The sequence below is a fragment of the Paraburkholderia sp. BCC1885 genome (assembly GCF_900996235.1).
GTDB lineage: Bacteria > Pseudomonadota > Gammaproteobacteria > Burkholderiales > Burkholderiaceae > Paraburkholderia.
On sequence record NZ_CAAJGM010000285.1, the window covers coordinates 157,339 to 170,032 of the forward strand.

The following is a 12,694-nucleotide window of genomic DNA, read 5'->3' on the forward strand; positions in this document are numbered from 1 at the left end:
ACGCAACGGTGCGTTGCAAACGCCCCATTTCCAGGGTTTTTACCGCTTTTCTTATGTGCGGTGGCGCAAGCGTTGCATCTTGAAAAGTCGCATAATCGACTCACATGCTGTTCAGCGGGGGTGGCACTCCCGCAAGTCTTACCGGATCAGCACTCAAGGCCATATAGGCGGTTTGGGTAGAGCCGCCCGGAGCGCAGTCGTCTCAGTCGTAAATGGGGGCGCCCGGGGTTTTCGCGGAGCCGCCGCGCACGCGTTCAGCTTGCTACGGCAGGTTGTGCGATACTCGATCCAAAGCACCGTAACACCAGCAGCAATGACATTCTTTTGGAGGGCCGGCTCCGCAATCGGCTCCGTGCAAGGCGCACGCGTGACAGGCAGTGCCGTCATGTGGAGGCGAAACAGATCACCGGCCAGCCGGTCGGGTTTTGACAGGATTGCGGCCCTGTCCGAGTTGTTTAGAATGGGTGTATGGCAATTATCCCGGACAAGCAGGATGGCACCGTACTGGAGCGGCAGGAAAAAAAGCTGAAGCCGCCGGCCATGTACAAGGTGGTGCTGTTGAATGACGACTTCACGCCAATGGAATTTGTCGTGATGGTCGTGCAGGAATACTTCAATAAAGATCGTGAAACCGCAACGCAGATTATGTTGAAGGTGCATCGCGAAGGCAGGGGAGTTTGTGGGGTCTATACGCGGGACATCGCGTCGACCAAAGTCGAGCAAGTCGTTACCCACGCACGGCAGGCCGGGCATCCGCTGCAGTGTGTGATGGAGGAAGCATGATTGCCCAGGAACTGGAAGTCAGCTTGCACATGGCGTTCATGGAAGCACGCCAGGCGCGGCACGAGTTCATTACGGTCGAACATCTTTTACTGGCCCTGTTGGACAATCCGACGGCCGCAGAGGTGTTGCGCGCGTGCGCGGCCAACATCGAGGATCTGCGCCAGAACCTGCGCAACTTCATTCATGACAACACGCCAACCGTGCCTGGCACGGATGACGTCGACACGCAGCCCACGCTGGGTTTCCAGCGCGTGATCCAGCGTGCCATCATGCATGTGCAGTCCACCTCGAATGGCAAGAAGGAAGTGACCGGTGCGAACGTGCTGGTCGCCATCTTCGGCGAGAAGGATTCGCACGCGGTTTACTACCTGCAACAGCAGGGCGTCACGCGTCTGGACGTGGTGAACTTCATCTCGCACGGCATCGCCAAGACCAATAGCACCGACGCCGCCAAGGCGAGCGATGCGAACGCCGAGTCTGACGAAGCCGCTGCGCAGAAAGAAACCCCGCTCGCCCAGTTCACGCAGAACCTGAACCAGATGGCGAAAGACGGCCGCATCGACCCGTTGATCGGGCGCGAATCGGAAGTCGAGCGCGTGGTGCAGGTGCTGTGCCGCCGGCGCAAGAACAATCCGCTACTGGTCGGTGAGGCCGGTGTCGGTAAAACCGCGATTGCCGAAGGGCTGGCGTGGCGCATTACGCGCGGCGAAGTGCCGGACATTCTCGCGGATGCGCAGGTGTATTCGCTCGACATGGGCGCGCTGCTCGCCGGCACCAAATACCGCGGCGATTTCGAACAGCGCCTGAAGACGGTCCTCAAGGAACTGAAGGAACGTCCGCACGCCATCCTGTTCATCGACGAAATTCATACGCTGATCGGCGCGGGCGCTGCTTCGGGCGGCACGCTGGATGCGTCGAATCTGCTGAAGCCGGCGCTGTCGTCGGGCACGCTGAAGTGCATCGGCGCCACGACGTTCACCGAATACCGCGGCATCTTCGAAAAAGATGCAGCTTTGTCGCGCCGCTTCCAGAAAGTGGATGTGACCGAGCCGACCGTCGAACAGACCGTGGCTATCCTGCGCGGACTGAAGTCGCGTTTCGAGGAACATCACGGCGTGAAGTATTCGTCGGGCGCGCTGTCGGCGGCCGCTGAGTTGTCGGCTCGTTTCATCACGGATCGTCATTTGCCGGACAAGGCGATTGACGTGATCGACGAAGCGGGCGCGGCGCAACGCATCCTGCCGAAGTCGAAGCAGAAGAAGACCATCGGCAAGGGCGAGATCGAGGAAATTATCTCGAAGATCGCGCGTGTCCCGCCGCAAAGCGTGTCGCAAGACGACCGCAGCAAGCTGCAGACGCTGGACCGCGACCTGAAGAGCGTGGTGTTCGGGCAAGACCCGGCCATCGACGCGCTGTCGGCTGCGATCAAGATGGCGCGTGCGGGTCTCGGCAAGCTGGACAAGCCGATCGGCGCGTTCCTGTTCTCCGGCCCGACGGGCGTCGGCAAGACCGAAGTGGCGAAGCAACTGGCGTTCACGCTGGGTATCGAGCTGATCCGCTTCGATATGTCGGAGTATATGGAGCGTCACGCGGTGAGCCGTTTGATCGGCGCGCCGCCGGGCTATGTCGGTTTCGATCAGGGCGGTCTGCTGACCGAAGCCGTGACCAAGAAGCCGCATTGCGTGCTGCTGCTCGACGAAATCGAAAAGGCGCATCCGGACATCTACAACGTGCTGCTGCAGGTGATGGACCACGGCACACTGACGGACAACAACGGTCGCAAGGCGGATTTCCGCAACGTCATCATCATCATGACGACGAACGCGGGCGCCGAGGCAATGGGCAAGTCCGTGATCGGCTTCACGACGCGCCGCGAAACCGGCGACGAAATGGTCGACATCAAGCGGATGTTCACGCCGGAGTTCCGCAACCGTCTGGACGCAACCATCAGCTTCCGCTCGCTGGATGAAGAAATCATCATGCGCGTGGTCGACAAGTTCCTGATGCAACTGGAAGATCAGTTGCACGAGAAGAAGGTCGATGCGCTCTTCACCGACGCGCTGCGCAAGCATCTGGCGAAGCACGGTTTCGATCCGCTGATGGGCGCACGTCCGATGCAGCGTCTGATCCAGGACACGATCCGTCGTGCACTGGCCGACGAGCTGCTGTTCGGCAAGCTGATGAGCGGCGGCCGCGTGACGGTCGACGTGGATGCGGAAGACAAGGTGCAGCTCACGTTCGACGAGCAACCGGCACCGCGCAATCCGAATCCGGAAGCGGTCGAAGTCGAGTAAAGCTGAGGCTCTACGGAGCCGGCGGATTCGTTCAGCCAGGCAAAAACGGCGCGGGCCTTAAAACCCGCGCCGTTTTTTTATGCGCATCTTTTGCGGCTCAAGGCTTACTGGCGTCGAGTCGGCCGGGCATCAAGCGCCTGGCGCATCAACCGAAGCGCATCAACCGAAGCGGCCTCAATCGTCCACGGCAAGCAACCCTTAATGCTTGCCCGTGCTGCCGAAACCACCCGCGCCGCGCTCGCTCTGCTCGAAGTCATCCACGATATTGAATTCGGCCTGCACCACCGGCACGATCACGAGCTGCGCGAGGCGCTCCATGGGATTCAACGTGAAGGTGGTCTGTCCGCGATTCCACGTCGAGATCATCAGTTGACCCTGGTAATCCGAGTCGATCAGTCCTACCAGATTCCCCAGCACGATGCCGTGCTTATGTCCCAGACCCGAGCGCGGCAGGATCAACGCCGCATAGCCAGGGTCGCCTACGTGGATCGCCAGACCCGTCGGTACCAGTGCCGTTTCGCCGGGTTGCAGTGTCAGCGGTTCGTCGAGGCAGGCGCGCAGATCGAGACCGGCGCTGCCGGTCGTGGCGTAGGCCGGGAGTTGGTCGCGCATGCGCGCATCGAGAATCTTCAGGTCGAGTTTCATGCAGTTCGAATCGATGGGTAAGTAGAGGCAAAAAGTTTGCGTTAGCGGCCAAGCTGGAACGCGTCGGCCAGGAGTTCATAGGAGCGCAGCCGCGCGCGGTAGCTTCCCGCCACGGTCAGTACGATCAGCTCGTCGGCCTGGAACCGCTCCTGCAGATCGAGCATGCGTGCGGTGACCTGCTCCGGCGTGCCGATGACGCTGCGCGGCTTCTCGCGGTCGATCACCAGCCTTTCGCGCTCGCCGTATTCCTGGGCGAGACCTTGTTCGATGTTCGGAATCGGCGCGTTGAGACCGTAGGCCATTTGCACGCGGCGCAGGTCGACTGCCTTTTCCAGATCGGCGGCTTCCTGCTCGGTGTCCGCGCAGATCACAAACACGGCGGCGGCCAGATAAGGTTGCGCTTCGTTGCCGGCGGTGAAGCGCTCGCGATACGCCTCGGCCACCTGATGACCGAAATGCGCGTTGATGAAATGCGCGAAGGCGAAGCGGATGCCAAGCTGCGCCGCGAGCAGGCCGCCGAATTCGCTTGAGCCGAGCATCCACAGTTGCGGACGGGTTTCGACCTGCGGCTGCAACAGCACGCCTTGCGCAACATGATCCGCCGGCAGCGTGCCGTTGAAGAGCCCGACCAGATCGGCGACCTGCTGCGGGAAGATGTCGCCGCGGTTGTAGTCGCCGGCGGCGACGGCCTGGGCGGTGCGCATGTCGCCGCCCGGCGCGCGACCGACGCCGAGGTCGATGCGATTCGGAAACAGCGCTTCGAGCATCATGAACTGCTCGGCCACTTTGAATGGGCTGTAGTACGGCAGCATGACGCCGCCGGAGCCGAGCCGGATGCGCTTCGTCACGCTGCCAAGGCGCGCCAGCATCACTTCGGGGCAGGGATTCGAGACACCGCGCAGCCCATGGTGCTCGGCGCACCAGTAGCGCGTGTAGCCGAGATCGTCGGCGAGTTGCGCGAGTTGGATGGTGGCGGCGATCGCGTCCGCCACCGAGTGCCCGTCGATCACGGGCGTTTGATCGAGCACGGAAAGTAGCGTCATGACAGTACGGCTCCAAGGTGACTCACGGTTCCGGCGAAGGGACCACGCACTTGCCGGAATCGCTTTGCCGGATGGTTGATTGCCTACCGGATCAGGCTTGTATCGGGCAGGCGCCGGGCGATTTCGGCAATCAACGTGCCGGCGAGCGCCTGCTTGCCCGCGCGCGGCAGCTTCGTCGCGCCGCCGGCTTCGAACAGGACCACTTCGTTATCGTCGAGGCCGAAAGTCAGCGGGCCCAGATTGCCGATCAGCAGCGGCACGTTCTTGCGCACGCGCTTTTGTTCGCCGTGCACGTCCAGATCACCGCTCTCCGCTGCAAAGCCGACGCAAAAGGGCGCATGCGGCAGCTTCGCCACCGAGGCGAGGATGTCCGGATTTTCGACGAAGTTGAATGCGGGCACGATGCGCCCGGCGGTCTTCTTGATCTTGTGTTCGCTCACCTGATCGACGCGCCAGTCGGCCACCGCCGCGACGCCGATGAAGATGTCGTAGTCGGGCACCGCGCGCATCACGGCGTCGTACATCTGCTGCGCGGTCTGCACGTCCTCGCGGATCACGCCCCACGGCGTTTCCAGGGCGACCGGTCCAGCAATCAGATGCACGTCCGCGCCAGCCTGCTGCGCCGCACGCGCCAGCGCAAAGCCCATCTTGCCGCTCGAACGGTTGGTGATGCCGCGCACCGGATCCAGCGGCTCGAAGGTCGGGCCGGCGGTCAACAGCACGCGGCGGCCGGCGAGAATCTTCGGCTGAAAGAAGGAGGCGATCGCTTCGTAGGTGGCGGCGGCTTCCAGCATACGGCCGTCGCCGACCTCGCCACAGGCCTGCGGGCCGGAATCCGGGCCGAGCACCTCGATGCCGTCCGCGCGCAGTTGTGCAACGTTGCGTTGCGTGGCCGGGTTCTGCCACATCTGGCGGTTCATGGCCGGCACGACCAGCAGCGGGCAATCGCGCGCCACGCATAGCGTGGAGAGCAGGTCATCGGCCATGCCGTGCGCGAGTTTGGCGAGGAAATCGGTGGAAGCCGGCGCGATCACGATGGCGTCCGCTTCACGCGACAGATCGATATGCGCCATGTTGTTCGGCACGCGTCCGTCCCACTGGCTGCTGTAGACCGGACGGCCCGATAACGCCTGCATGGTGACGGGCGTGATGAACTGCGTCGCCGCTTCGGTCATGACGACCTGCACGGTGGCGCCCGCCTTGGTGAGCAGGCGCGTGAGTTCGGCGATCTTGTAGCAGGCAATGCCGCCGCTCATGCCGAGGACGAGATGTTTTCCTGCGAGTTCTGCGGTTGCCAACGAAAGCCTCCGTGACAGAGCAAAAGCAACAGCGTTAGCGCGAGCCGCGCACGCGCCGCAATTCGTCGAGCACGAGCAGGATCGCACCGATCGTGATCGCGCTGTCGGCGAGGTTGAACGCCGGCCAGTGCCAGGTGCCCACGTGGAAATCGAGGAAGTCGATCACGTGGCCATAAGCCAGCCGGTCGATCACGTTACCGAGCGCGCCGCCCAGAATCAGCGCGAGAGCCGCGCAGAACATCTTCTGCGAGCCGTGACGCTTGAGCAGGTAGCAGATCACCAGCGCCGCGACGATGCCCAGCGCCGTGAACGCCCAACGCTGCCAGCCGCCCGCCATGGCGAGGAAGCTGAAAGCGGCGCCGCGGTTGTACACCAGAATGAGGTTGAAAAACGGCGCCACCGCGTGCGGCACACCGTATGCAAACACTTTCTGCACGGCGATTTTCGAGAGCTGATCGAACAGGATGACGATGAGCGCCACGCCAAGCCACGGTGCCAGCGAACCGCCGCTGGCCGGTTTCGACAGGGTTCTTGCCATTATGCCGCGCTCCTCGTTTCGCCGCTTCCGAACAGATTGCTGAAGCACCGGCCGCACAGCGTCGGATGCTCGGCGTTCTCGCCGACGTCTGCGCGGTAGTGCCAGCAGCGTTCGCATTTGAGATATTTCGACGCCACCACGTCGACACTTTCGTCCGCTTCGCTTTCCACCTTCACGACCGTCGCCGCCGAGGTGATCAGCACGAACTTCAGGTCGGCGCCGAGGCTCGCCAGCGCATCGTGGCGCGCACCGCTCGCGCGGATTTCGACTTCCGCCTGCAGCGATGAGCCGATCAGGTTGGCAACGCGCGCTTCTTCCAGCGCCTTTGTCACGTCGCTGCGCACCGCGCGCAACAGCGTCCATTTGTCGAGCAAAGCCGCTGCATCCGCCACTTCCGGATACGCGTGATAGGTCTCCGTGAAGATGGTCTCGCTATTCGGCTGGAAGATCTTCCACGCTTCTTCCGCGGTGAACGACAGGAACGGCGCCATGATGCGCAGCAGTCCGTGCGCGATGTGATACAGCGCCGTCTGTGCGGCGCGACGGGCGACTGAATCCGGCGCCATGGTGTACAGACGGTCCTTCAGCACGTCGAGGTAGAAGCCGCCGAGGTCTTCCGAGCAGAACGTCTGCAGCTTGGCGACGACCGGGTGGAACTCGTACCGGTCGTAGTGCGCGAGGATGTCCGTCTGCAGATTGGCCGACAGCGCCACCGCGTAACGGTCGATTTCCAGCCAGTCTTCCACCGGACGCGCGTTCTTCTCGAAGTCGAAGTCCGACAGGTTGGCAAGCAGGAAGCGCAGCGTGTTGCGGATACGGCGATAGCCTTCCGTCACGCGCTTGAGGATTTCCTCGGAGATGGCGAGCTCGCCCGAATAATCGGTCGAGGCGATCCACAGGCGGATGATTTCCGCGCCCAGACGGTTCGACACTTCATGCGGATCGACGCCGTTGCCGAGCGACTTGCTCATCTTGCGGCCTTCGCCGTCGACGGTGAAGCCGTGTGTCAGCAGCGCGTTATACGGCGGCCGGCCATCGAGCATCGACGCCGTCAGCAGCGACGAATGGAACCAGCCGCGATGCTGGTCCGAGCCTTCCAGATACAGATCAGCCGGGAATTGCAGTTCGTCCTTGTGCGAGCCGCGCAGCACGTGCCAATGCGTAGTGCCCGAATCGAACCACACGTCGAGCGTGTCGCGGTTCTTCTCGTACAGGTTGGCGTCGTCGCCGATCAGCTCGCGCGGATCGAGCGATTGCCACGCTTCGATGCCGGCCTTTTCGACGCGTTGCGCGACTTCTTCGAGCAGCTCCAGCGTGCGCGGATGCAGCTCGCCGGTTTCCTTGTGCACGAAGAACGCCATCGGCACGCCCCATTGGCGTTGGCGCGACAGCGTCCAGTCGGGGCGGTTGGCGATCATGCTGAACAGGCGCTGCTTGCCCCACGACGGATAGAACGCTGTGTTTTCGATGCCTTCCAGTGCGGTCTCGCGCAGTGTCCTGTCGCTATCGTTCGGCTTCACGTCCATGCCGGCGAACCACTGCGACGTGGCGCGGTAGATGATCGGCGTCTTGTGGCGCCAGCAGTGCATGTAGCTGTGCTCGAACTTTTGGGTACGCAGCAGCGTGCCGGCGGACTCCAGCGCTTCGATGACCTTCGGATTGGCCGCCCAGATCGAGAGGCCACCGAACAGCGCGAGCGATTCGATATAGCGGCCATCGCCCATGACCGGGCTGATGATGTCGGAATCGGCCATGCCGTGCGCCTTGCACGACACGAAGTCTTCCACGCCATAGGCGGGCGACGAGTGGACGATGCCGGTTCCCGTTTCCGTCGTCACATAGTCGCCGAGATACACCGGCGCCGTGCGCTTGTAGCTGGGATGCGCGGAGGCGAGCGGGTGATGGAAGCGCAGATTGGCGAGCTTCGCGCCCGTGGTGGTGGCGACCACATTGCCTTCCAGACCGTATTGCTTCAGGCACGCTTCAACGCGTTCTTCCGCGAGGATCAGCAAGCCGCGCGGCGTATCCACCAGCGCGTAGACGATTTCCGGATGGACGTTGAGCGCCTGGTTGGCGGGAATGGTCCACGGCGTGGTGGTCCAGATCACCACGCCGCCTTCGCCGCGCGGCAAGGCGGCGAGGCCGAACGCCTGGGCGGTCTTTTCTGGCTCGGCGAAGGCAAACAGCACGTCGATGGTCGGATCGACCTTGTCCGCGTATTCGACTTCCGCCTCGGCCAGCGCCGAGCCGCAGTCGAAACACCAGTTCACCGGCTTCAGGCCGCGGAACACATAACCTTTCTCCATGATCTTCGCGAGCGCGCGGATCTCGCCGGCTTCGTTGGCGAAGTTCATGGTCTTGTACGGATTGTCCCAGTCGCCGAGCACGCCCAGACGCCGGAAGCCGAGCTTTTGCTTTTCGATCTGTTCGCTCGCGTAGGCGCGCGCCTTCTGCATCACTTCGGCGGCGGGCAGCGATTTGCCGAACTGCTTTTCGATCTGGATTTCGATCGGCATGCCGTGGCAATCCCACCCCGGCACGTAGACCGCGTCGAAGCCCGCCAGATTGCGCGCCTTGACGATCATGTCCTTGAGGATCTTGTTCACCGCGTGGCCGAGGTGGATGTCGCCGTTCGCATACGGCGGGCCATCGTGCAGGATGAACTTCTTGCGGCCCTTGCTGGCGGCGCGGATCTTTTCGTAGATCTTGCGTTCCTGCCATTCCTTGACCCATTGCGGCTCGCGTTTGGGCAGGTCGCCACGCATCGGGAACGGCGTGTCGAGCAGGTTGACCGGGTAGCGGGACTGCGGTTTCGAATCGGCTTTCTTGTTGCTCATGATGTGGTCGCGGTGAATTCTTTCGGTGCGCGGTAAGGGCGCAGTTTGCGCACGATGCGCGGGCGTTGGGCGCGCCCGGCAGGCATGTCGCGTGTGGCACGGACGCCCTTCGATGCGCGCGGCGACGGGTACTTGCGGCGCCTGATGCCAAGCGCGCCGGCACGTACCGCGGCGGCTATCTAATTCGGTCGGTGGCTGACGTGGCGAAACCGGTGGAACGGCTGCCCGGCGTGCCGTTGCCGACAGCCGCGAACCACGCGCGCGCATTGGCGACGTCGCGCGCAATGGCGGCGGTCAGCGTTTCGAGGTCGACATACTTCTCCTCGTCGCGCAGCTTCTTCAGAAATTCGACGCGCACGAGTTTGCCATAGGCGTCGCCGTGCCAGTCGAGCAGATGCACTTCGAGCAGCACGCGGCCGGAATCGTCGACGGTGGGGCGCAAGCCGAGGCTCGCGACACCTGGCACCGGCTGCGCCTCGATGCCGTGCACGCGGACCACGAAAATCCCCGCCAGCGCCGGGCGCTTGTGGGCGATCGCCAGGTTCAGCGTGGGAAAGCCGAGGTCGCGGCCAAGCTTCATGCCGTGCACGACGTGGCCGCTGATCAGGTAGTCGCGGCCCAGAGCGGCGCGCGCCGAGTCCAGATCGCCCGCCACCAGCGCCGCACGCACGCCGGAACTGGAGATGCGCGCGCCGGACGGATCCGCGACGGTCGCCATCTGTTCCACTTCGAAGCCGTGTTGCAGGCCCGCCGCCTTGAGCGAGTCGAAGTCGCCCGCCCGCTTCGAGCCGTAGCGGAAGTCGTCGCCGATCATCACCCAGCGCGCGTGCAGGCCGTTGACGATGATCCGTTTCACGAACGCATCCGGCGACTGGCTGGCAAACGTGTGGTTGAAATGCTCGACCACGACCCGGTCGACGCCATTGGTGCGCAAGGCTTCCAGCTTGTCGCGCAGCATCGCGATGCGCGGCGGCGCGCCCGCCGGATTGAAGAATTCACGCGGGTGCGGCTCGAAGGTCATCACGCAGACGGGCAGGCCGCGGGCGTCGGCTGCGGCCCGCACATGGGCGAGCAAAGCCTGATGGCCGCGGTGGACACCGTCGAAATTGCCGATGGTCAGGGCGCAGGGCGCTCGGCTCTCGGCATTGGGAAGACCGCGGAAGACTCTCACAATGGCGTGTGGGGCGACTTTAAGTTGCAAAACAAACGATTATAAACGCTCAAAGCACGCCACGGCGGCGCCGCGCCGTTCCGGCGTCCCCCGAATGATAAAATCCGCGGATGAAAAAACTTGTCATCCTGATTTCCGGGCGGGGCAGCAACATGGAAGCCATCGTTCGCGCCTGTTCGCGCGAAGGCTGGCCGGCGCAGGTCGCCGCCGTGATTGCCAGCCGTCCAGACGCTGCCGGCCTCGAGTTTGCCGCGTCGCATGGTATTGCCACGGCGGTGGTCGACCACCGCCAGTTTCCCGATCGCGAGAGTTTCGACGCGGCGCTGGCACGCGAAATCGACGCTTTCGCGCCCGATCTGGTGGTGCTCGCCGGCTTCATGCGGGTGCTGACGGCTGGTTTCGTGGACCGCTACGCTGGCCGCATGCTGAACGTGCATCCGTCGCTGCTGCCGAGCTTTGCGGGCCTGAAGACGCACCAGCAGGCGCTCGACGCCGGCGTGCGTCTGCACGGCGCGTCGATCCATTTTGTCACCTCGCAACTCGATCACGGACCGATCGTGATCCAGTCGGCCGTGCCGGTGCTGCAGGGCGACGACGCCGTGGCGCTGGCCGCGCGCGTCCTCGAGACCGAACACATGATTTACCCCCGCGCGGTGCGCTGGTTCGTGGAAGGGCGCCTCGCGCTCGACGGACTGCGCGTCACGCTCACGCCGCCGGAGCCGCAATGGCTCTTTGCCGACATCAATAGCAACAGGATCGCCGGAGAGGGCGTATGAGACTGCATGGATTTCTGATTGGACAAACCGAAACGCTGCTGGCGGACGTGCTGAAGCTGGCCGGCCCCGCCGACGCCGCCACCAGCCGTTTTTTCCGCGCTCACCCGAAGCTCGGGCACGGCGAGCGCGGCGTGATCGCCGAGGCCGTGTTTGCGGTGCTGCGGCGCCGGATGGAGTTCGCCCACCTGGCCGAAAGCGGCACCGGCAGCCCGGCGCGCCGCATGGCCTTGCTGGGCCTGATGCAGACGGCCGGGCGCTCGGCCTTGAAGCCGTTTCTCTCCGACACCGAGTCGAACTGGCTCGAACACGTCGCCAAGATCGACCCGGAGAGCCTGCCGCTGCGGATTCGCATGAATCTGCCGGACTGGATCTATCAGGCGCTGGCCAAGCGCTTCGAGGCCGACGAACTGGCGCAGCTCGCCGCCGCGCTGAATTACCCGGCGCCGCTGGACCTGCGCGCCAACCCGATCAAGGCGAGCCGCGACGAGGTGCTCGACGCGCTGTCGAAGGCCGGCATCGAGGCCGGCGCCACGCCGTTCGCGCCGTTCGGCGTGCGGGTGGTCGGCAAGCCGCCGCTCACCAAGCTCGACGCGTTCCAGAACGGCTGGGTCGAAGTGCAGGACGAGGGCAGCCAGTTGCTGTGCTCGCTGGTCGCACCGAAGCGCGGCGAGATGATCGTCGACTTCTGCGCCGGTGCCGGCGGCAAGACCCTGGCGCTGGGCGCGATGATGCGTTCTACCGGCCGTCTGTACGCCTTCGACATCTCCGAGCGGCGCCTCGCCAAGCTCAAGCCGCGCCTCGCGCGCAGCGGGCTGTCGAACGTCAATCCGGTGCTGATCGACAGCGAGCACGACGCCAAGATCAAGCGTCTGGCGGGCAAGATCGACCGCGTGCTGGTGGACGCGCCGTGCAGCGGCCTTGGCACGCTGCGGCGCAATCCGGACCTGAAGTGGCGCCAGTCGCCGGAATCGGTGGCCGAACTCGCGCCCAAGCAGTTGTCCATCCTGACGAGCGCCGCGCGTCTCGTGAAGGTGGGCGGGCGCCTCGTCTACGCGACTTGCAGCATCCTGGAAGCCGAAAACGAGCGCATCGTCGAGCAGTTCCTCGCCAATCATCCGGGCTTTGCGCTGGTGCCGGCGCGCGACGTGCTGGCCGAGCAGCGGGTCGAAATTGAAATGGGCGACTATCTGTCGCTATGGCCGCACCGTCATGCCACCGACGGCTTCTTCGCCGCCGTGCTGGAGCGCAAGGCTTAAAGACGCGCCCGGGCGCCGCAGGCGAAGCGCGGCTGCCGTGCTGTAACGGCAGC

10 protein-coding genes are annotated in these 12,694 nt (G+C 64.0%); 4 read left to right on the forward strand and 6 right to left on the reverse strand.

Translation table 11 applies throughout. The features are described 5' to 3' along the window. Positions 1-468 precede the first annotated feature (468 nt). The gene (gene clpS, locus FQ755_RS36710; protein ID WP_144163064.1) at positions 469-783 is read left to right on the forward strand and encodes an ATP-dependent Clp protease adapter ClpS; all 315 of its coding nucleotides are present in this window, start codon (positions 469-471) and stop codon (positions 781-783) included. Next, positions 780-3,077: an ATP-dependent Clp protease ATP-binding subunit ClpA gene (gene clpA, locus FQ755_RS36715; protein ID WP_144163066.1), complete on the forward strand. Its 2,298-nt coding sequence runs from the start codon at positions 780-782 to the stop codon at positions 3,075-3,077. Before clpS ends, clpA begins: the two co-directional genes overlap by 4 nt. Positions 3,078-3,275: 198 nt before the next feature. Here the strand turns inward: clpA and dut are convergent, their stop codons facing one another. The 6 genes from dut to FQ755_RS36745 form a co-directional block, all read right to left on the reverse strand. Next, a complete protein-coding gene (gene dut / locus FQ755_RS36720) occupies positions 3,276-3,722 on the reverse strand; it encodes a dUTP diphosphatase (RefSeq protein ID WP_137958993.1) in 447 nt (148 codons plus the stop codon). Between the two features lie 41 nt (positions 3,723-3,763). Then, the gene (locus FQ755_RS36725; RefSeq protein WP_144163068.1) at positions 3,764-4,765 is read right to left on the reverse strand and encodes an LLM class flavin-dependent oxidoreductase; all 1,002 of its coding nucleotides are present in this window, start codon (positions 4,763-4,765) and stop codon (positions 3,764-3,766) included. Positions 4,766-4,848: 83 nt separating this feature from the next. Then, positions 4,849-6,063, reverse strand: coding sequence for a bifunctional phosphopantothenoylcysteine decarboxylase/phosphopantothenate--cysteine ligase CoaBC (gene coaBC, locus FQ755_RS36730; protein WP_144163070.1), 1,215 nt, complete (start codon positions 6,061-6,063; stop codon positions 4,849-4,851). Between the two features lie 34 nt (positions 6,064-6,097). Next, on the reverse strand, positions 6,098-6,601 hold the full coding sequence (gene lspA, locus FQ755_RS36735; protein ID WP_144163072.1) for a signal peptidase II: 504 nt from the start codon (positions 6,599-6,601) through the stop codon (positions 6,098-6,100). Continuing rightward, a complete protein-coding gene (ileS, locus tag FQ755_RS36740) occupies positions 6,601-9,438 on the reverse strand; it encodes an isoleucine--tRNA ligase (protein WP_144163074.1) in 2,838 nt (945 codons plus the stop codon). The genes lspA and ileS overlap by 1 nt, the downstream gene beginning before the upstream one ends. 175 nt (positions 9,439-9,613) lie before the next feature. Continuing rightward, entirely contained in the window at positions 9,614-10,609 is a 996-nt protein-coding gene (locus FQ755_RS36745) for a bifunctional riboflavin kinase/FAD synthetase (protein ID WP_144163076.1), read from the reverse strand. Positions 10,610-10,719: 110 nt separating this feature from the next. Here FQ755_RS36745 and purN point away from each other — a divergent pair, with 110 nt between their 5' ends. Together purN and FQ755_RS36755 are read left to right on the forward strand one after the other, a co-directional pair. Continuing rightward, complete coding sequence (purN, locus tag FQ755_RS36750) at positions 10,720-11,385, forward strand: phosphoribosylglycinamide formyltransferase (RefSeq protein WP_144163078.1); 666 nt, start codon at positions 10,720-10,722, stop codon at positions 11,383-11,385. Continuing rightward, positions 11,382-12,641 carry an RsmB/NOP family class I SAM-dependent RNA methyltransferase gene (locus FQ755_RS36755; RefSeq protein ID WP_144163080.1) on the forward strand — a complete coding sequence of 420 codons (1,260 nt, stop codon included), beginning with the start codon at positions 11,382-11,384 and terminating at the stop codon, positions 12,639-12,641. The genes purN and FQ755_RS36755 overlap by 4 nt, the downstream gene beginning before the upstream one ends. Positions 12,642-12,694: the final 53 nt, after the last annotated feature.

What these genes read in the sequence shown, in the direction of transcription:
- clpS (WP_144163064.1), top strand. Translation starts at nt 469, where the DNA reads ATGGCAATTATCCCGGACAAGCAGGATGGCACCGTACTGGAGCGGCAG.
- clpA (WP_144163066.1), top strand. Translation starts at nt 780, where the DNA reads ATGATTGCCCAGGAACTGGAAGTCAGCTTGCACATGGCGTTCATGGAA.
- dut (WP_137958993.1), bottom strand. Translation starts at nt 3,722, where the DNA reads ATGAAACTCGACCTGAAGATTCTCGATGCGCGCATGCGCGACCAACTC.
- FQ755_RS36725 (WP_144163068.1), bottom strand. Translation starts at nt 4,765, where the DNA reads ATGACGCTACTTTCCGTGCTCGATCAAACGCCCGTGATCGACGGGCAC.
- lspA (WP_144163072.1), bottom strand. Translation starts at nt 6,601, where the DNA reads ATGGCAAGAACCCTGTCGAAACCGGCCAGCGGCGGTTCGCTGGCACCG.
- ileS (WP_144163074.1), bottom strand. Translation starts at nt 9,438, where the DNA reads ATGAGCAACAAGAAAGCCGATTCGAAACCGCAGTCCCGCTACCCGGTC.
- purN (WP_144163078.1), top strand. Translation starts at nt 10,720, where the DNA reads ATGAAAAAACTTGTCATCCTGATTTCCGGGCGGGGCAGCAACATGGAA.
- FQ755_RS36755 (WP_144163080.1), top strand. Translation starts at nt 11,382, where the DNA reads ATGAGACTGCATGGATTTCTGATTGGACAAACCGAAACGCTGCTGGCG.